At 43.3% G+C, this 19,718-nt stretch carries 17 protein-coding genes; 8 read left to right on the top strand and 9 right to left on the bottom strand.

The features are described from left to right. Window position 1: 1 nt before the first annotated feature. Complete coding sequence (locus FHS10_RS27285) at window positions 2-658, bottom strand: hypothetical protein (protein ID WP_259097191.1); 657 nt, start codon at window positions 656-658, stop codon at window positions 2-4. Window positions 659-918: 260 nt separating this feature from the next. On the opposite strand from FHS10_RS27285, the gene FHS10_RS27280 reads away from it, so the two are divergent. Next, window positions 919-1,533 (top strand): hypothetical protein, encoded by a 615-nt coding sequence (locus FHS10_RS27280; RefSeq protein ID WP_259097190.1) that lies wholly within the window; start codon window positions 919-921, stop codon window positions 1,531-1,533. A gap of 137 nt (window positions 1,534-1,670) precedes the next feature. Here FHS10_RS27280 and infB read toward each other — a convergent pair whose 3' ends face one another. From infB to FHS10_RS27255, 5 genes are all read right to left on the bottom strand, one after another. Continuing rightward, complete coding sequence (gene infB / locus FHS10_RS27275; protein WP_259097189.1) at window positions 1,671-4,733, bottom strand: translation initiation factor IF-2; 3,063 nt, start codon at window positions 4,731-4,733, stop codon at window positions 1,671-1,673. A gap of 59 nt (window positions 4,734-4,792) precedes the next feature. Continuing rightward, a complete protein-coding gene (gene nusA, locus FHS10_RS27270) occupies window positions 4,793-6,028 on the bottom strand; it encodes a transcription termination factor NusA (RefSeq protein WP_259097188.1) in 1,236 nt (411 codons plus the stop codon). A gap of 4 nt (window positions 6,029-6,032) precedes the next feature. Further along, window positions 6,033-6,497 carry a ribosome assembly cofactor RimP gene (gene rimP, locus FHS10_RS27265; protein ID WP_259097187.1) on the bottom strand — a complete coding sequence of 155 codons (465 nt, stop codon included), beginning with the start codon at window positions 6,495-6,497 and terminating at the stop codon, window positions 6,033-6,035. Window positions 6,498-6,622: 125 nt separating this feature from the next. Beyond that, window positions 6,623-7,045 carry a hypothetical protein gene (locus FHS10_RS27260; protein ID WP_259097185.1) on the bottom strand — a complete coding sequence of 141 codons (423 nt, stop codon included), beginning with the start codon at window positions 7,043-7,045 and terminating at the stop codon, window positions 6,623-6,625. A gap of 454 nt (window positions 7,046-7,499) precedes the next feature. Then, window positions 7,500-9,863, bottom strand: coding sequence for a S9 family peptidase (locus FHS10_RS27255; protein WP_259097184.1), 2,364 nt, complete (start codon window positions 9,861-9,863; stop codon window positions 7,500-7,502). 91 nt (window positions 9,864-9,954) lie between these two features. Between FHS10_RS27255 and FHS10_RS27250 the strand changes: the two genes are divergently transcribed. Beyond that, window positions 9,955-10,482 (top strand): GNAT family N-acetyltransferase, encoded by a 528-nt coding sequence (locus FHS10_RS27250; protein ID WP_259097183.1) that lies wholly within the window; start codon window positions 9,955-9,957, stop codon window positions 10,480-10,482. Between the two features lie 25 nt (window positions 10,483-10,507). On the opposite strand, the gene FHS10_RS27245 is transcribed toward FHS10_RS27250, so the two are convergent. Together FHS10_RS27245 and pepT are read right to left on the bottom strand one after the other, a co-directional pair. Beyond that, window positions 10,508-11,002 carry a GNAT family N-acetyltransferase gene (locus FHS10_RS27245; protein WP_259097181.1) on the bottom strand — a complete coding sequence of 165 codons (495 nt, stop codon included), beginning with the start codon at window positions 11,000-11,002 and terminating at the stop codon, window positions 10,508-10,510. A 30-nt stretch (window positions 11,003-11,032) separates the two neighbouring features. Continuing rightward, window positions 11,033-12,283, bottom strand: a complete 1,251-nt coding sequence (pepT, locus tag FHS10_RS27240; protein WP_259097180.1) for a peptidase T — start codon at window positions 12,281-12,283, stop codon at window positions 11,033-11,035. A 76-nt stretch (window positions 12,284-12,359) separates the two neighbouring features. On the opposite strand from pepT, the gene FHS10_RS27235 reads away from it, so the two are divergent. The 4 genes from FHS10_RS27235 (at window position 12,360) to FHS10_RS27220 (ending at window position 15,920) form a co-directional block, all read left to right on the top strand. Continuing rightward, window positions 12,360-13,118 (top strand): hypothetical protein, encoded by a 759-nt coding sequence (locus FHS10_RS27235; protein WP_259097179.1) that lies wholly within the window; start codon window positions 12,360-12,362, stop codon window positions 13,116-13,118. Beyond that, a complete protein-coding gene (locus FHS10_RS27230; protein ID WP_259097178.1) occupies window positions 13,115-13,471 on the top strand; it encodes an MmcQ/YjbR family DNA-binding protein in 357 nt (118 codons plus the stop codon). Before FHS10_RS27235 ends, FHS10_RS27230 begins: the two co-directional genes overlap by 4 nt. A gap of 76 nt (window positions 13,472-13,547) precedes the next feature. Beyond that, window positions 13,548-15,290: a M14 family zinc carboxypeptidase gene (locus FHS10_RS27225; protein ID WP_259097177.1), complete on the top strand. Its 1,743-nt coding sequence runs from the start codon at window positions 13,548-13,550 to the stop codon at window positions 15,288-15,290. Beyond that, window positions 15,291-15,920 carry a rhomboid family intramembrane serine protease gene (locus FHS10_RS27220; protein WP_259097176.1) on the top strand — a complete coding sequence of 210 codons (630 nt, stop codon included), beginning with the start codon at window positions 15,291-15,293 and terminating at the stop codon, window positions 15,918-15,920. It begins immediately after the preceding gene. On the opposite strand, the gene FHS10_RS27215 is transcribed toward FHS10_RS27220, so the two are convergent. After that, the gene (locus FHS10_RS27215; protein WP_310504206.1) at window positions 15,889-16,905 is read right to left on the bottom strand and encodes a hypothetical protein; all 1,017 of its coding nucleotides are present in this window, start codon (window positions 16,903-16,905) and stop codon (window positions 15,889-15,891) included. The genes FHS10_RS27220 and FHS10_RS27215 overlap by 32 nt on opposite strands. A gap of 27 nt (window positions 16,906-16,932) precedes the next feature. Between FHS10_RS27215 and FHS10_RS27210 the strand changes: the two genes are divergently transcribed. Both FHS10_RS27210 and crtD read left to right on the top strand, forming a co-directional pair. Continuing rightward, window positions 16,933-17,946, top strand: coding sequence for a dipeptide epimerase (locus FHS10_RS27210; protein ID WP_259097175.1), 1,014 nt, complete (start codon window positions 16,933-16,935; stop codon window positions 17,944-17,946). Next, entirely contained in the window at window positions 17,915-19,426 is a 1,512-nt protein-coding gene (gene crtD, locus FHS10_RS27205) for a 1-hydroxycarotenoid 3,4-desaturase CrtD (protein WP_259097173.1), read from the top strand. The genes FHS10_RS27210 and crtD overlap by 32 nt, the downstream gene beginning before the upstream one ends. Window positions 19,427-19,718: the final 292 nt, after the last annotated feature.

Below are 19,718 nucleotides of genomic sequence, written 5' to 3'. Positions count from 1 at the left end.
CTTATTTGGATAATTGATCATATTGCGCTGCCATCATATACATCGCCTTCTCGGGGTTATCTTTAAATTTAATTTTATTGGCTTTTAGGTATTGCTGCAACTCCTTTTTCTTGTCTTTTAAAATATCAAGGAATGAGCCCTGGCTTCCGGTGCTGTAATAGCTGCCCCCCTTCTTTAAAAAGTAATGTTTTTTAGCTACTGTAAAATACGACTCGATGGTGTTTAGGTTGGACGTTGTTTGGATGCTTTTGGACCACTTTACCAAAACCTGGAGTTTGCCGCTGTAGATCTCTTCATAAAATCCTGCGTCTATTGCTGATGAGTTGCTGCCCGAATCGGCAGGTACGTATACAAAATGGTGATTAAACAGCTCAAAGTTTTGAACCTTAGGGTTTACAAGGCTGTATTTAGAAAAGCCGTTGTATAACAAAACCACAACCAGATCTTTATTGAGGTCATACATCATGGGCACATTGCCAAAAAACTCGCCATCGTAATTGAGCGTACCGGGTTTGAAGGCATTTATATCTAAGAAATAGGCGTTACTTTTTATGAAGGGTTCATAAAACTCGTACTCCGGCCCATTATACAAGCGGGACATTTGCCCAATGGAATTGTTATAGCCGTCAACAACATGCGCAAGGGCAATTTTTTGCATAGTGCTATCGTCCGTAACTGTTTGACATAAGGCCCGGTTAGTGAAACAAGCAAAGACGATAAAAAAGCACAGGAGTGGTTTATTTATCATTTAGGTTTTATAAAGAGGAAATGTACATTACTTTTAACTAATAATCAAACATATAGCTTGAAAATATCGGATAGAGGTATTTATGTAGTGATTATGTTACAACTGTTTTCTCAACAATAATAATAATACGCAGGTGCAAAACTGTTTGTAACACTCAACGTTAAATAATAATGATAAACGATGCAAATCAAACTATTCCGGATCAGGAAGATGGAGGGATGACCGATTTTATCCACTTTGCCGACTTTGAGACCCGGCAGGAAGCGCACAAGCTGTTCCTGTTGGCCAAAAGCCGTTTAAAAGACATATCCAATTGGCACCAGTTCAGTGGGCGGGGCTCATCTAAGTTCTCGCTTACCGATGCGCAAGGCAATGAATTATATAGAATGGCAGAAAGAGGTGATCTTTTTTATGTAAACCTCCCGGCTCCCGGTTCAATTGCAGGCGATGGGCTGGATTGGGTGATGATTGAAAACATCCAGGAACATGAAGATGCTTTGGCCGAAACGGAGTTTATAGCCATTACAGTAAGACCGGTGGTTAACCCCAGAAAAGCGAGTGAGGCAGTTGCCAACTTTTATGATCATCATGCAACAAACACTTTTATTGTTGAACGATACCTGAACCATGTAAGCGCGGCGGTACATGGACGTAACGAGGTAATCAATAATACAGAAGCCAATATTTATGATAGCATTCGCAATACCATTGTAGCATTAAGCGCGCGCAAAGGGCTATCCGGGCCGCAATGGAAAGCCTTGGCAGAGGGTTTATTGAAGGAATAGCTATAATAGATTGGATGCCCGGATTTGCGTATTGTGGTCTTCATTAACGACAAGCCTTGCCAAAACAAATTTGACAAAATACAAAAAAGGGCCGATCTGCTAAAGACCGGCCCTTTGTATTTTTATAAAAAGTTGTTTTATGACAACTTACGTTTAACTTCTACGTTTTCGTAAGCTTCAACAATGTCGCCTACTTCAATGTTGTTAAAGTTCTGGATGTTTAAACCGCACTCGTAACCGGTTAATACTTCTTTCACATCATCTTTAAAGCGTTTCAGTGAAGCAAGTTCGCCGGTGTAAATTACCACACCATCACGAACGATACGGATTTTACTGTTACGGTTAATTTTACCATCTAACACCATACAACCTGCAATGGTGCCAACTTTGCTGATTTTGAAGGTTTCGCGGATCTCAACGTTTGCAACAATCTTCTCTTCAAAGGTTGGTGCAAGCATGCCTTCCATCGCTGCCTTAATTTCGTTGATAGCATCGTAAATGATAGAGTATAACCTGATATCAATCTGCTCTGCTTCGGCCAGTTTACGGGCACTTCCTGAAGGACGAACCTGGAAACCGATGATGATAGCATCAGATGCAGATGCCAGCAATACGTCTGATTCGGAGATCTGACCTACAGCTTTCGATATAATATTAACCTGGATCTGCTCGGTAGATAGTTTCAGCAATGAATCTGATAGCGCTTCGATTGATCCATCCACGTCGCCCTTAACAATAATGTTAAGCTCCTTGAAGTTACCAACTGCCAAACGACGGCCAATTTCATCAAGTGTGATATGTTTCTGCGTACGTAAACCTTGCTCGCGTTGTAATTGTAAACGCTTGTTGGCTATTTCACGTGCTTCAGGTTCGCTTTCCAGCGCATTGAACTTATCGCCCGCTGTTGGTGCGCCCTGCATACCCAACACCTGTACAGGTGTTGATGGCCCTGCAGATTCAACCCTTTGACCACGCTCGTTGGTTAACGCTTTTACACGCCCGCTGTAACAACCTGCCAAAATAGGATCACCTACTTTTAAACGGCCGGCTTGTACCAATATAGTGGTAACAATACCGCGGCCTTTATCTAAAGCAGCCTCAATAACGGTACCTACGGCACGTTTATTAGGATTAGCTTTTAGTTCAAGCAATTCGGCCTCAAGTAATACTTTTTCAAGTAGCAACTCAATGTTTAAGCCGGTTTTAGCCGAGATCTCTTGCGTTTGGTATTTACCACCCCACTCTTCAACCAAAATGTTCATGGCCGATAATTGCTCACGGATTTTGTCCGAGTTGGCACCTGGCCTGTCAATTTTATTGAAAGCGAAGATGATTGGTGCACCTGCAGCCTGCGCGTGGTTTATGGCCTCGCGGGTTTGTGGCATCACGCTGTCATCAGCGGCAATTACTATGATAACAATATCTGTTACCTGTGCACCCCTTGCACGCATAGCGGTAAACGCTTCGTGGCCCGGTGTATCCAGGAATGTGATTTTTCCTTTATTATCTGGCAGTGTTACTTCATAAGCACCAATGTGCTGGGTGATACCACCTGCTTCGCCGCCTATTACGTTGGTTTTGCGGATAAAATCCAGTAATGATGTTTTACCATGATCTACGTGGCCCATGATGGTTACAATAGGTGCACGAGGAACAAGATCTGCCGGATCATCTGGCTGGTCAAGGTTGGCCTCTTCATCCTGGGGTTTCACAAACTCAACCTGGTAGCCAAACTCGTCGGCCACAATAGTTAACGTTTCAGCATCAAGCCTTTGGTTGATAGATACAAACATACCTAAGCTCATACAGGTAGATATGATCTGCGTTACAGACACATCCATCATCAATGCAAGCTCGTTGGCTGTTACAAACTCTGTAACCTTAAGTACTTTTGACTGCAGTTCCTGCTCCATTGCCAGTTCATCGGCATTGGCGGCAACGTCATCACGTTTTTGACGACGGAATTTAGCCCGTTGTGCAAATTTACCTGATTTACCTGCGCCGCTTAAACGTGCAAGTGTTGCTTTTATCTGATCCTGGATATCTTTTTCTGATGGTTCTTCCTTAGGACCGTTATTTTGTGGTGCGTTGTTCCGGTTGCCTCTGAAATCGGGACGGTTGCCACCGCCACCTCCTTGCTGCGGGCCTCCATTTCCTGGTGCGCCATTGGTACGGTTCCTGAAATCAGGACGGTTTGGATTAATAGTACCACCGCCTGATGGTGTATGAGGCGGATGATTGCCCCCTCCACCACCTTGTTGGTTATGCGGATGATTGCCCCCACCTTGTTGTGGATTACCCTGGCTGTCTTTACGCTTACGTTTACGCTTGTTATCGGCGCTATTAGTATTTGATGACGATGCTATTGGGTTCCGTTTCGGTGTATTTACAGGTAACTGTATTTTACCAATAATATTAGGGCCAGTTAGGCGCTCGGCCTTGGCCCTAATTACTTCGTCTTCATTTTCTGCTACAGGAGCTGATGCTTCTGCCACCGGAGTTTCTGCAACAACAGATGCTTGTACCACAGGTGGTTTTGGTGCTTCTGGTACCGGCGCCTTAGGTGCCTCAGCCACAACAGGTTTTGGCTCTTCTGCCACAGGTGCCTTAGGTGCCTCAGTTATAACAGGTGCTTTTGGTACTTCGGCAACAGGCTCTGGTTTTGGCTCAGGAGCTGCAACAGGTTCCGGTTTCTTAACTTCCTCTACTTTGGGCTCAACAACAGGTTCCGGTTTTTCGGCAGCAGGCTGTGGCTTTGCATTAAGGTTGTTAAGGTCAATTTTGCCAATTATTTTAACACCAGGCAACACATCACTGCGTTCGTCGGTTTTAACGGGAGCTGCTGGCTCAACCGGTTTTGGCTTTTCTGCCTGCGGCGCAGTATATTGACCGGCATTTTTGATCAGGATCTCCTCGCTCTCAAAATCTCTTGAACGACGGTTTTCCACCGGCTTTTCAGGAATTGGTGCAGTTTCTTCCTTCCTTATCTTTCCGATACTGATCTGCTTGGCTTCCTCTTTAATACTTTTGTCGAAAGCAAATTCCTTCAACAGGGCATTGTACATGTCGCCATCCAGCTTGGCCATAGGTTGCTTATCAACCTTGTAGCCTTTAGTAGCCAAAAAATCGACAATGGTACCCATACCAATGTTGAGTTCTTTTACTGCCTTAATTAATTTTATTGATTTGTCTTCTGACATTTATTATATTTTCTCTGCTAATTATCGCAAAAATACGATTTTAATTTTGGTTATTATGCTTATTCAAACTCAGCATTCAATATTGATAGCACTTCTTTTACCGTTTCTTCTTCCAGATCGGTCCGTTTTACCAATTCTCCCACTGTTAAAGCCAAAACCGATTTTGCTGTATCTAAACCAATTCGTTTAAATTCGTCAATGATCCAGCTATCAATTTCATCTGTAAATTCTTCAATATCCACATCCTCGTCGTGCTCATCTGCCTCGCGGTAAACGTCAATTTCATATCCTGTCAATTTACCCGCCAGCTTAATATTGTGCCCGCCACGACCGATAGCTAATGAAACCTGGTCGGGTTTTAGATATACAGCGGCTGTTTTTTTCTCATCATCTAATTTAATAGAAGTGATTTTAGCCGGCGATAACGCACGCTGAATATATAATTGAAGATTGTTGGTAAAATTAATTACGTCGATATTTTCATTTTTCAACTCGCGAACGATACCGTGGATACGTGAACCTTTCATCCCTACGCAGGCACCAACAGGGTCAATACGGTCGTCATATGATTCAACGGCAACTTTAGCCCTTTCGCCCGGCTCACGTACAATTTTCTTGATCGTGATTAATCCGTCAAAAATTTCTGGCACTTCCAATTCAAACAAACGCTGTAAAAACTCAGGAGCGGTGCGCGAAATAATAATCTTGGGGTTGCTGTTCAGCATATCTACCTTATGTACAACGGCTTTTACACTGTCGCCTTTTTTAAAGTAGTCGGCCGGGATCTGCTCTGTTTTTGGTAATAAAAGCTCATTGCCTTCATCATCCAATACCAAAGTTTCTTTTTTCCAAACCTGGTAAACCTCGCCGGTAACAATTTCGCCAACGCGGTCTTTATATTTTTTGAAGATCTCGTCTTTCTCCAGTTCCAGAATTTTTGAAACCAAAGTTTGGCGTGCTGCTAATATGGCACGGCGACCAAAGCTTTCCAGTGTGATCTGTTCAATTTGCTCATCACCTACTTCCAGGTCGGCATCAAATAATTTTGCCTCTGTAAGTTCAACTTCCAGGTCATCATCTTCACTAAAGCCATCTTCCATAACCTTACGGGTGCGCCAAATTTCTAAGTCACCATTATCGGTATTCACAATTACGTCGCAGTTTTCATCTGTGCCGTATTTTTTCCTGATCATGCTTCTGAAAACGTCTTCCAGTACGCTCATCATGGTTGGGCGGTCAATGTTTTTGAAATCTTTAAATTCCTGAAAAGAATCAATTAAATTAATATTGCTCATTTCCTTACTTGAATGATATTAAAACTTTTGTTTCTGTTATTTTATCTAATGGGATAACGCTCTCAACAGTTTCGGCCTTTTTCCCTTTTTCTTTTATTACTTCTTCTATTACAATGGCGTCTTCGGTAAGTGAGGCTAAAATACCTTCTCTTTTTGTTCCGTCGGCCATTTTTATTCCTAACGTACGCCCTACGTTTTTAGCATATTGCCTTAACGAAGATAGTGGATAATCAATTCCCGGCGACGATACTTCCAGGTTATAAGCAGTTTCAATTACGTTTTCTTCCTCTAAATGGAAGCCCACATGCCTGCTTACCGCCACGCAATCATCAATCGCAATTCCTTGATCGCCATCTAATAAAACAATAAGCTTTCCGTTTGAGTGCATTTTAACGTTCACTAAAAACAAATTTGGCTTATCGACTATCTTCTCTTCTACCAGTTCTGTTACCCGTTTTTCAATGTTCATTACCCGCCTGTTTTTGATTGATAATTTTTAATTGATAAAATAAAAGAGGGGGCTAATTGCCCCCTCTTCCTTAATTAACTGCAAATATAATAAATATTATTAAAATTTCAAGTGCCCACGACAGTTTATTGCTTAAAAATCAAATCAGTATAGGGCAGGCTGCCAAGTTTGTTATGCCCAAGTATATAATCAGATGCTTTGCTGTTGGCGTCAAATTTATAATAGCGCACAAAATAGGTTTGCCGGGTAATAAAGGGAGTATCAGGTGTAAACACAACAATGCTATCTTTTACCATATACTTGCCAGGCTGGACTGGTTGATAGTTTTTAAGATCGGTATCGGCAGGCATTTTATATACGGGCACCAGGCTTTGCCAGTTGCCGCCCGATGAATCGCGGCTAATATCCTGCACAATGGCATTATCAAGGCCAGTTATGTTGATGGAGTGTTTATCGGCAGCAAGATTTATTTTAACAGTTGCACTACTATTTTTATTAGCGTTACAGCCAAAACATAGGATTACAAAAAACACAATTAGTTTATTCATGGTTGGAGTCGGAAGACCAATTTGCTGGTGTGCAAAATTAAACAGAAATTGTACTAATCCCTGTATTTAAACCGTTGATAGCATGGCAAAAGCATCTAAATAATTAATGCGAATAAGCTTAAGGAGTCGGGAAGATAAAAGCATTAAACAATACCTTGTTTTATTGCCTGGTCCTGGTTAAATGATCCAGGTATTGAAGGGACTTGTATTGGCCAATAACAGGCACAAATATTTAGATGCCCTAAATTGCGCCGGACGTCAGTTTAGTGTTAACCATGTTAAAATATAAGTCATTGATTATTAAATAATTGCATGGTATTATATCTGAAATATGTTAAGTTATGTTAACCCAATTAGATGCGTTTACCCTGTAACAAAAATTAAAATAAAATTACCGATGCATTGATCCGCAAACAAAAAAAGCATTTGCTGTTGTGGATCTATAATTAAAGTTTTATTTCTTCAACGTTTGTTCAAACAGTTTATAAATGCGTTTATACTCATCAGTCCAACTGCTGGGTTGCTCAAAGGCGTGGTCTTCTACCGGGTATGATGCCAATTCCCAGTTCTCTTTGTGCAATTCTATCAGTTTCTGGCTCAGGCGTACAATATCCTGGTAGTTTACATTCTGGTCTATCATCCCATGCAGCATCAGCAAATTCCCTTTTAAGCCATTGGCAAAATAAATGGGCGAGCTTTGGCGATAAGCGATCTCATCTGTAAATGGCTCATTCAATATATTAGATGTATACTCATGATTATAATGTGCCCAATCTGTAACCGAACGGATTGCTCCGCCCGCTGCAAAAACATTGGGCTCGGTAAACATGCCCATTAAGGTTATAAAGCCACCGTACGAGCCGCCGTATAAACCAACATGTTTGGGGTTAACACCATATTTTTCAACCAGGTATTTTACACCATCTACCTGATCGCTAAGATCTTTACCACCCATGTGGCGATAGATACCGGTACGCCAGTCGCGGCCATAGCCTGCGCTTGCGGTATAGTCAATATCTAAAACGGTGTACCCGTTATCAGCAAGCATGTTGTTAAACATAAACTCGCGGAAATAATAGCTCCAGGAATAGGTAACCTCCTGCAAGTAACCTGCGCCGTGCACAAATATCACAGCAGGTTTTGCCGGATCGGCTTTTTTAGCCTGATAGATGCGGGCGTAAACATCACTGCCATAACGGTTCTTAAAAGTAATGATCTCCGGCGCACGCCAAGGGTAAGAGTTATATTCTGCCGACACCGAATTGGTTACCTGCAAGGCCTTTGCGCCCGGTTTGTTAGCCTGCACATATAAATCCCATGGCTTATTAGAATAGGAGTAGCGGATAGCCAGCCATTTTTCATCGGGCGATAGGGTAACATCGTTGCCGCCCTTCAGGCTGGTTATTTTAACCGGCGAGCCACCGCTTACCGGCAAGCTGTAAAAATCAGTTAAACCGGGATGGTCAATATTCGCCGTAAAATAGAATGTTTTTTTATCGTTGGATAGTTGTAATGTTTGCACCTCCCATTTGCCGCTGGTTAATTGCTTTTTGGTGCCACTGGTTACATCAACTACATAAATATGTGAGTATCCGCTTGCTTCGCTCTGGTAATAAAAGTGGGTATCGTCAATCCACCCAACATTGCCCGCTGCCGAATTTTCGATGCCAGGGCCGCCAATCCAGGCTTCATCGCGCTGCCTGTCAAGCAATGCAAGTTTGCCTGTTGCAGGCTCAAGTCGCATAATCCAGCGGTCTTTATTATCCAGGGCCGAAACCACAACAACCGCAAAAGCACTGTTCTCGCTCCAAAAAGGACCTTCAATGGTCACTTGCCTATCGGCGTTTTGTTTTTTCAGTTCGGCCAGTTCATTGGGATAGTCCTTCACATAATCTGGCAGGTCTTTAATACCGGGAATCTCTTTGGTATTGATCTTATAAACCGAATCGCGTTGCCTGTCAAAAATATAAGTTTCCGAAGTTGATGACGGGCGGCCAACTTTTGACCGATTTGGAATGTCCTCTGTAAAGCCCGACGCGGTTACATAGTTTGGCACAATGGCCTCCTTAACATCGGCCGCTGGTTTGGTGAGGCGATAAATAACAAAGCGCTCATCTGGACTAATTTTAACCCGGCCCACTCTTTTTTCGCCAAAAACCAATTCCTTTAGTTGTTTGGGGGCAAGTGTAGCCTCTTCAACCGAATCCTGTCTCGCATCTTTCGCTTCCACTTTAATAATATCAAAAAGCTCCAGTTGTTGCTTTTTTAGCCATTTTTCCTCATCGTTGCTTTCATCTTTGGCCTTTTTGTTTTTTGCCGATTTTACAAAGTTAGTCAGTTGCTCCAATCCCTTGCCATTGAGCCCCAATGCAAAAAGATTATTAGCCTGCGAGAATATAACCTCGGTTTCATCGCCATTAAAAACAGGGGCGCTTTCCCGTTGTTCGGTATGGGTTAGTTGGATGGTTTTGTTGGTTTTAAGATCTTCGAGGTATAGATCGCCATTTTTTTCAAACACTTTTTGGGTGTGTTTTTTATTCCAGCTGCCGTTGCCTGTTAAATTTCGTTGATCTTCTATACTTACTTTTTGCGGCTTTACATTAGCCGGTGTCGCGCCAAACAATTCATCCGGACCGGTTTTATCGGTATTCCATTTAAAAAGGAGCTTTTTGCTATCGTCGCTCCAGCGAATTTCTGAAGGAGAGGTGCCTATCCATTTAGGATCACGCATGATCTTTTCAATGGTAAGGGTATCCAGTTTTTGAGCATTAGCATTGGCTGCGCCGGCTATAAGTAGCAGCGTAAATAATTTTTTCATCGATCAGTCATTATGCGGCGCAGCAATTACGCCAACGCAATTTAGCAGTTTCCATCAGGATTGCTAATTTTAAGCATCTTATTGTTACAAAATGGAAATTACCGGAGCGGATTTTATATTGAGAGAGTTACGTTTAGGCGATGCCGCCGCGCTACAAAAACAGGCGGATAATCCGAATATCGCCTGCTTTTTATTTGATCGTTTTCCATCGCCATATAATTTACCCGATGCTATTGATTTTATCAGGTTGCGCATAGCCGACGAAATACAAACTAAGTTCGCCATTGTTATTGATGGTGAGCTTGCCGGCGTTATCGGGATAGATTTCAGGGACGACATTTACCGTAAAGCGCCTTTACTTGGCTACTGGCTGGGGCAGCAATATTGGGGCAAAGGGATTATGACCCAGGCGGTGAGGCTGATGATTGATTATGGCTTTACAAACCTGGATGTTGTACGCTTGCAAGCGGGGGTATTTAGCAACAATCCGGCATCAATGCAGGTGCTCGAAAAAGCAGGCTTCAAAAAAGAGGGGATCCTGAGGAGTGCCATCATTAAAAATGATGTGATTTTGGACGAACATATATACGGAATATTAAAAAGCGATTGGGCCGGATAAAAGTAACCGGCGCAATCGTTTTTGACTATAACTCTTTCCGCATTACGTAATCATTCATCCAGTAGGGGCCAATGGCGATATCTTCTTCATAAGCCACTTCAAAGCCCATTTTTTCATAAAAACTTTGGGCTTTATTGTATCGGTTTACATTCAATTCAAGCACCTGTTTGCCCGCATCTTTGGTCTTTTGTACAACCTCGTTAATAAGTATTTTGCCGTAGCCCTTACCTTGTGTTTGGGGCAGGCAATAAAGTTTGTGCAGCTTATAAATGTCGGCATTTTCTTCGCGGGGCGAATAGGCGGCAAAGGCCACCGGCTCGCCTTCTTCCTCCAACAATAAATAGGTTTGCTGGTTTTCGGCTACCTGCTTACCAATTTTATCTGCCGAATAGATTTCGCTCAGCATAAACTCAATTTGCTCACGCTCCAAAATTGGTGAGTAGGTAGCCCACCAGGTAGTATCGGCAATGCTTAAAATGGTATCAACGTCGTTTACGGTTGCTGTTCTTATCGAGTACATTTTTTATTATTTAGGTTGATAGTTATTTGGTTAGGCTTTTTCTTCCCAGATCATGCAAAGGTGCAAAATGGTTTCCACCGCTTTTTGCATATCCTGTACAGATACCCATTCCTGCTTGCTGTGAAAAGCGTGTTCGCCTGCGAAAATATTAGGACAGGGCAAGCCCATAAATGACAGGCGTGAGCCATCGGTCCCCCCTCTGATGCTGCAAAGTTTAGCTTTAAGGCCGGTGCGGTTAATGGCTTCCATCGCGTTAGCAACAATTTCGGGGTGTTGCTCCAATACGTTTTTCATGTTACGATATTGCTCGCTGATGGCTAAGGTATAGGTGGAGTTGGGGTATTGTTTTAAAACCCCATCTGCTGTTTTGCGGATCACATCGGCATGGGCTTTTAAATTTGCTTCATCAAAATCGCGGATGATAAAATCTATCCCGGCGGTTTCTACATGGCCTTCTATGGCCACGGGGTGTACAAAGCCCTCCATTTCTTCTGTATGCTCCGGTGAAAGTTCATTGGGCAAAGCCGCAACAATTTCACCTGCTATTTTAATGGCGCTTTCCATTTTACCTTTGGCAAACCCGGGGTGCGAGCTAACTCCTTGTATCGTGAGCCTTGCGCCATCGGCACTAAAGGTTTCGTTTTCCATATTTCCCGCACTTTCGCCATCAATGGTATAACCTGCGTAAGCTCCTAATTTGGCAATATCAACATGGTCAACCCCGTGGCCTACTTCCTCATCCGGAGTAAACAAAATGCGGATATTGCCATGTTTAATTTCGGGATGATTCATCAATTGGTAGCAGGCATCCATAATTTCGGCAACACCGGCTTTATTATCAGCGCCCAATAAAGTAAGACCGCTGGCGGTAATTACATCATGTCCTATTTGATTTTTCAGGTCTTCATGTTCTGATAATTTGATTACCTGGGTAAGGTCATCGGGCAGAACAAGATCCTGCCCGTGGTAATTTTTATGTACAATGGGCTTAACGTTAGCGCCGCTGCAATCGGGTGCGGTATCTACGTGCGAGCAAAAACAAATAACCGGTACATGTTTAGTTGTATTTGATGGAATGGTGGCGTACACATAGCCGTAGTCATCAAGATGTGCGTCGGTAACGCCAATGGCTAGTAACTCTTCAACCAATAAGCGGCTTAAGTTTTTTTGCTTTTGGGTAGATGGGAATGAAACCGAAGCAGGGTCTGATTGCGTATCAATGGTAACGTATCGAAGAAAACGATCTGTTACCGTAAAATTTAGCGGCGAATTAAAACTCATAAGCTATATTAGTAAAATTTTTTTGACTGCTTATCACTAACCAGCCATCATTGTAAATATTGACTAAATTTTAACATTGAAAAAATATATTCTGTTTTTTGTTTTGGCTTTTGCCTCGGTTGTTGTAAAAGCTCAAAGCGGATTTAATTACTACGAATTTGGTGTGGGCACGGGTGCAAGTTACGGGAAAGCAGAAGCAGATTTGAAGAAGCAGGATTATCACCCCGCCTTTAATTTAAACTTTGTTTATAACTACAGCCCCTATTTGCCCATTACGGCGGAACTTCAAAAGGGCACATTTTCTGGCGGTGGGGCAACAAGAGCCGAGGATTTCTCTGGCAGGTACTTTACCAACTCCTATGTATCTTTTAACCTTCATGCCGATTTGCAAGCCGGTGAAATTATGGATTATGCCGATAGTTGGTTTTTAGATAGAGTTAAGAACTTTTATGTGGGTACCGGCATAGGCTTTATTTATAATAATATGACCCGGATTGAACGTTTTAACAGGTTTCCGGAGAATGGCCCTGTTTTTCCCGATCCAAATTCTGGAGAAGGATTTCAAGGCGTAAACAAGGGATTCAATCTTATTTTGCCGCTGCGATTTGGTTACGAATTTAAAATATTTGACGATTATGATCAGCCCCGTTACGGTATTGATATAGGCATACAGCATTATTATGATATAGGCGAAGGTATTGACGGATATAATGACAATCCGAATAAATTCAAAAATAATGCGCTTGATCAGTATACTTTTATAACTGTTGGCTTTAAATATAACTTTGGTAATACCACTTCATACAATAAACTTATCCGCAAGTTTCAATATTGAACATAGAAGAATTACGTGATTACTGCTTGCAAAAGCCAGGTGTTACCGAAGGTTTTCCCTTTGGTGAGGAAACGCTTGTTTTTAAAATAGCCGAAAAGATTTTCCTGTTGATAGGCTTGACTGATGGCAACCGTTTTAATGTAAAATGCGATCCCGAACTGGCCATTGAACTACGGGAACGCCACAGAGAGGTGATCCCCGGTTATCACATGAATAAAAAAATGTGGAACACCGTTTATATGGATGGAGCGCTGACTAACAAAGAGCTTCGCGATATGATCAACCACTCTTATGATCAGGTGATAAAAAGCCTTCCAAAGAAAACCCAGGCAGAAATTGCCGCGTTGCAATAGCATTATCCATCAAATTGTGACAGTAAAATTAGGGCCTTGGCTCTTAATTATAAGCGCTTGCATATATCTTTGAGCCATGAGATCATTTTTATCAATCATCTTAGCCTGCTGCGTGCTATCGGCCAAAGCGCAGCTAACCCCTTTTGAACTTAGTAAAGATAAAAACTACACTGCTACCTACAACGAGGTAATTAGCTATTATCAGAAGCTGAACAAGCTGTATCCGCAGCAAATGAAAATGATCAACTACGGCACTACTGATGTAGGTAAGCCTTTAACATTGATCGTTTTATCGAAAGATAAAGTTTTTGAGCCGGCAACCATCAAAAAGCTGGATAAACGAGTACTGCTGATCAACAACGGCATTCACCCCGGCGAACCGGAAGGTATTGACGCCAGCATGATGCTGGTGCGCGACCTGTTGAAGAAAAGCGCGTTACCAAAAGATGTAGTACTTTGTTTTATAGCGCTATATAATATAGATGGTAACCTTAACCGTGGCCAAAGCAGGGTAAGTCAGAATGGCCCTGTAGCTTATGGCTTCCGTGGCAACTATCGTAATCTTGATTTGAACCGCGATTTTATTAAGGCAGATAGCCGCAACGCATTGGCTTTTACCCAGATACTCACCACCTGGAAACCCGAAATTTTCCTGGATAACCATACCAGCGATGGTGCCGATTACCAGTATGTGATGACGCTCATTGAAACCCAAAAAGATAAACAAAACCCTATCCTGGCCGACTATACTGCAAAAACGCTTACGCCGTACCTATACAGCCATATGAAAAAAAGTGGCTACGAAATGATCCCTTACGGTGCCGGCGAAGAAGGCCTGCCCGATTCTGGTATTGTTAGCTTTTTGGAAACCCCACGGTTTGCCACAGGTTTTACAGCGCAGCATAACATCATCAGCTATATTACAGAAACGCACATGCTCAAATCTTTTGATAAACGGGTATACGCCACTTATGATTTTATGCAACACCTGATTGATATTAACCAGCGTGATGCTAAACTGATAGGCGAATTAAAGAAAAAGGCCGATGAGTCGGTCATCAACCAAAAAACATTCCCTTTAAAATGGGAAGTAGATATGAAAGCCGTAGATACCATTACCTTTAAAGGCTACGAAGCCGCCTATAAAACCAGTGATGTAAGCGGTTTAAAGCGTTTATATTACGATAGGGATAAGCCTTATACCAAGATCATTAAATTTTATAACACCTATAAAGCTACCGCCTTTGCCGATAAGCCTGTTGCCTATGTGATCCCGCAGGCCTGGGGCAAGGTTATCGATCTGTTTAAACTGAACGGCGTAAAAATGCAGCAGCTGGCTCATGACACTACCCTTAACCTGCAGATGTATTACTTTGGTGACATTAAAACGCCTACGCGCCCTTTTGAGGGCCATTACCTGCACAGCAACGTTCAGTTAAACCCGGTTGATATGCCAGTGAAATTTTATGTCGGCGATTACGTTGTATACACCAACCAGGCCATTAACCGTTACATTGTGGAAACCCTGGAACCACAGGGTGTAGATTCATTTTTTGCCTGGAACTTTTTTGATTCGGTACTGGGCGAAAAGGAATACTTTTCTGACTACGTATATGAAGATATTGCCGCCGCCATGCTAAAAAAGGATCCTGCGCTTAAACAAAAATTAGACGATGCCAAAGCTAAAGCCCCTGCTTTGGCCAATAGCGCGCAAGCACAGCTGTTTTTTGTGTACCGCAATTCTGCTAACTTTGAAAAAACCTATATGCGCTACCCGGTAGGCCGGCTATTAATCAACACCAAACTCGATTTAAACTAAATGGAACAACTAATGCAGGCCCCTGTGGCCGCTGTGATATTTGTAATTACTATAATCACCTCTTTAATAGCGTTCTCCAATCAAAACCTGTACGGTAAGCTCATGCTGCATCCCTACAATGTTTCAAGAGGGCGCCATGTGTACACCATTATTACAAGCGGCTTTATCCATAAGGATTTGATGCACTTGTTTTTTAACATGATGTCGTACTACTTTTTTGCTTTTCAGCTGGAGCCGGTTTTAGGCCATTTGCAGTTTGGGGTGTTGTATATGCTAAGCCTTGTATTGAGTGATATGCCATCGGTAGTAAAACACAAGGAAGATTACAGCTATTATAGTCTTGGCGCATCGGGTGCGGTAAGCGCGGTGGTTTTTAGCGCGATACTTTACAATCCACTGAATGGTATGATGATCATGCCAATCCCGGTATCTATTCCTGCAGTGATTTTTGGCGTGCTGTACCTTGTTTATTGTAGCTACGCCACCAAGTACGCCCGTGATAATATTAATCACGATGCCCACTTTTATGGCGCGCTTAGCGGCTTAATGATCACTATTCTTTTTCATCCCGGTGTACTGATTGGCTTTTTTCACCAGATTAGCGAGAAAGTTCAATCGATGATGCATTAACAAAATTGCCATTGGCATCAAACAAAAAGCTCATAGGTTGTTCGGGGTTTTTAATGATCTCGAACAACAGGTAGCCCCAGTTTTTCCAGAAATTTTCCAGCACCTGCCCGTAAATTTTGTTCATCCAATCATCAAATAGTGGTTTGCTGCTGGTACCGCGCAAGGGGGCAGCTTCAATATAAATGGTATCGCCTACAGGCATCACATCGTACTCTGGCAGGCGGTTAAACAGGTAGGCCGAGTAAAAGAACTTCGCGTTAAGTTCTTCAAACTGGATAGGATGTAGTGTCCGTCCGTCCACTTTATCCAATACCTCTTTATGATAGCGGCCATTGGCACCGTTATCCTGCAGGCAAATGATCAACCCAAAATCTTTTATCCGCAATGAAAAAGTGAGGGTATTGATCTCATCGCGATAGCCGAAAATGTCTTCAGAATTATCAACCTTAAACAGCACCAGACTAAAGGGCTTAAAGCCGTCCAGTTGAATAGGCAAATTAAGGCACTGCAGCATCAAATGCAGGTTGCTGAACTTATGGATGAGGGATTCTGATATGTTAAACTGCTCGCCCTGGGCATGTTGCTGCCTTATGCCGGCCTGTATCTCGTTAAAAACAATCCCATACAACATCTTCCCGGCCCATTGAAAAAGCTTTACATCATCAAGCGCTTTTACAGCTTCATAGCCGGTATCAAACGCGGCGGCTATTTCGGCTTCTAAGGGCTCCAGGTATTGCTCATTGAGGGCTGCCGAACAAGGTAGTTTCAAATCTTTATAGGTAGCCATGCTTTCGTCAAGCAGCTTAAAGGGCTTATCTTCCAGGCTATAGCGGCTCATGAGCCATTGCGGAAAAACCTGGATGCGCTCTTCGGGCGAGTTAAGCAAATCTCCGGTTAGGAAGCATTTGCTGTTGCTGAAATTAAAACTCTTGAACGGTGAATAAATTTGTGCCGGCATGGCCGCAAAGATAAGCAGGTTTTTCATTCTAAAATTTTAGCTTTGGTTTTTAACATGGAACTGACATATCAACCCTTTGAGCTTCAACTAAAGCACGCTTTTACCATAGCCAAGTTTTCGCGTACCACTACACCGGTTATGCTGGTGCAGATAAAACATGAAGGATACACCGGCTATGGCGAAGCCTCCATGGTGCCCTACATGGGCGAGAGCCATCAAAGCGCTATAGATTTTTTAAGTAAAGTAGATATTGGGCAGTTTAGCTATCCGTTTGACTTTGACACTATAATCAGCTATTTGGATAGCATTGCCCCCGGCAATCCCGCTGTAAAAGCGGCCATTGACATCGCCCTGCATGATCTGGATGGCAAGATCAAAAACCAGCCCTGCTGGCAGCTATTAGGTAGCAATCCCGCGTTGATGCCGGTAACAAGTTTTACTATCGGCATCGATACGCCCGAAATGATCATCAAAAAAGTTAAAGAAGCCGAAGGCTTTAAGGTTATTAAAGTAAAGCTTGGCCGGGATACGGATAAAGAACTCATCAGTACTATTCGCTCGGTTACCGATGTGCCGTTATATGTAGATGCCAACCAGGGCTGGACAGACCTGCAGCAAAGCCTGGATATGACCTATTGGTTACAAGAACAAGGCGTACAACTCATAGAGCAACCCATGCTGAAATCCGACCCCGACAGCAACGCCTGGCTCACCGAACGCAGCCCCATCCCCATTATTGGCGACGAGGCTGTACAACGTTTTGACGATGTGGAAAAGGCCAAAGGCGTATACACTGGCATCAACATTAAGCTTATGAAATCGGCAGGGGTGTATGAAGCTAAACGAATGATAACCAGGGCGCGGGAACTTAACTTACAGGTGATGATAGGCTGCATGACCGAAACCAGCTGTGCCGCTTTAGCCGGCCTTGCCCTTGCCCCGCAATGCGATTGGGTTGACCTTGACGGCCCCTTCCTGGTGAGCAACAATCCCTACCAAATGCCCGGCTTTGCCGATGGCAAGTATATATTGAACAATGACCCTGGACTGGGACTACGTAATGCCTAAAGCAATCATCATAGGTGCCGGGATCGCAGGCATCGCTACGGCGATAAGGCTTGCAGTTCAGGGTTGCCAGGTGGAGATTTTTGAAGCTAATAGCTATCCCGGCGGCAAATTAACCGAGTTTGAGCAGGACGGTTTTCGCTTTGATGCCGGGCCGAGTTTATTTACCATGCCCCGGTATGTGGATGAGCTTTTTGAACTGGCCGGTAAGCATCCCAAAGACTTTTTTATCTACCAAAAGCTCAACAAAGTTTGCCAATATTTTTATGAAGACGGCACCCAATTGACCGCCTATGCTGACGCTGAACGATTTGTCGAAGAAGTGCAAAACACTACCGGCGAATCCGTAACTTCTGTTCGCAAATACCTGGATAACAGTGCGGATATCTACAATGTCACCAACCACGTTTTCCTGGAACGATCACTGCATCAGCTAAAAAACTTCCTGAGATCAGACATCTTAAAATCCGTTTTTAGGTTTGGGAAGATCGACGCTTTCCGCACGATGCACCAGGCTAATGCGGGCTTTTTTAAGGACGACAGGATGGTACAGTTTTATGACCGCTATGCCACCTACAACGGCTCCAACCCGTACCAGGCCCCGGCAACCCTCAATGTGATCCCGCATTTGGAGCAGCATTTTGGGGCTTATTTCCCGCAGGGAGGCATGCATAGTATTACTACCTCATTAGTCAAATTAGCCGAATATTTAGGGGTTAAATTCAACTACAATACGCCTGTTAGCCAGTTACTTGTCAATGGGTATAAACTCACAGGTGCAGTAGTCAATGGCAGTATAGTTTATGCCGATATTATGGTATCCAATATGGATGTGTGGTTCACTTACCACAAGCTGTTGAAGGGGCATGAGCACCTGTTTCCGCGCAGGATCCTGGCGCAGGAGCGCAGCAGTTCGGCATTGATATTTTACTGGGGGATCAGCAGGGAGTTTAAGGAACTCGACCTGCACAACATCTTCTTCAGTACCGATTACAAGGCCGAATTTGACCTCATCTGGAAGGATAAAACCATCAGCAACGACCCCACTATCTATCTCAATATCAGCTCAAAATATAAGCCGGATGATGCCCCTGAAGGTTGCGAAAACTGGTTTACCATGATCAACGTACCTGCCAACACCGGGCAGGACTGGGATACCCTGATCGCCACTGCCCGGGAGGATATCCTGCGCAAGCTTACCCGCATCCTGGGGCAGGATATCGGCAGCCTCATCGTGTCCGAATCCGTGCTCGATCCACGGGGAATCGAAAGCAAAACTTCATCGTACCAGGGCTCACTTTATGGTACCAGCAGCAACAACCAGTTCGCGGCATTTTTGCGGCATGCCAACCGGTCGGGCAAGGTGGATGGATTGTATTTTTGCGGGGGTAGCGTGCACCCCGGCGGCGGGATTCCACTCTGTTTGCTTTCTGCCAAAATTGTTGCGGATTGGATAAAGCAAAAAGGCCCTAAAACTTCTTAAAACAGGATTTTACTTCAAAAACGCCACTTTTAGTCCCCTTATGAGCATCTTTTCAGTACCCTTACGATAACCTTTCTCATCCTTTTCATACACCTGCGGCATCCTTTCGTGATCCTTTAAGAAGTTTTTGACCCTATTGCCACCATTTCTTCCAATATTCATGTGCCGGATACAAATCAAAAAGCTCCCCCTTCAGGGTAATGGCACTAACTTAAAATAAAAAGTGTATATTTGGTTAAACCAGAGGATCAAATGACACCAAATCAATCATTAGACTTGAGTTTGCAGTTGC

The organism is Mucilaginibacter dorajii (assembly GCF_024808255.1).
Taxonomy (GTDB): domain Bacteria; phylum Bacteroidota; class Bacteroidia; order Sphingobacteriales; family Sphingobacteriaceae; genus Mucilaginibacter; species Mucilaginibacter dorajii.
This window is presented reverse-complemented; position numbering and strand designations above follow the sequence as displayed.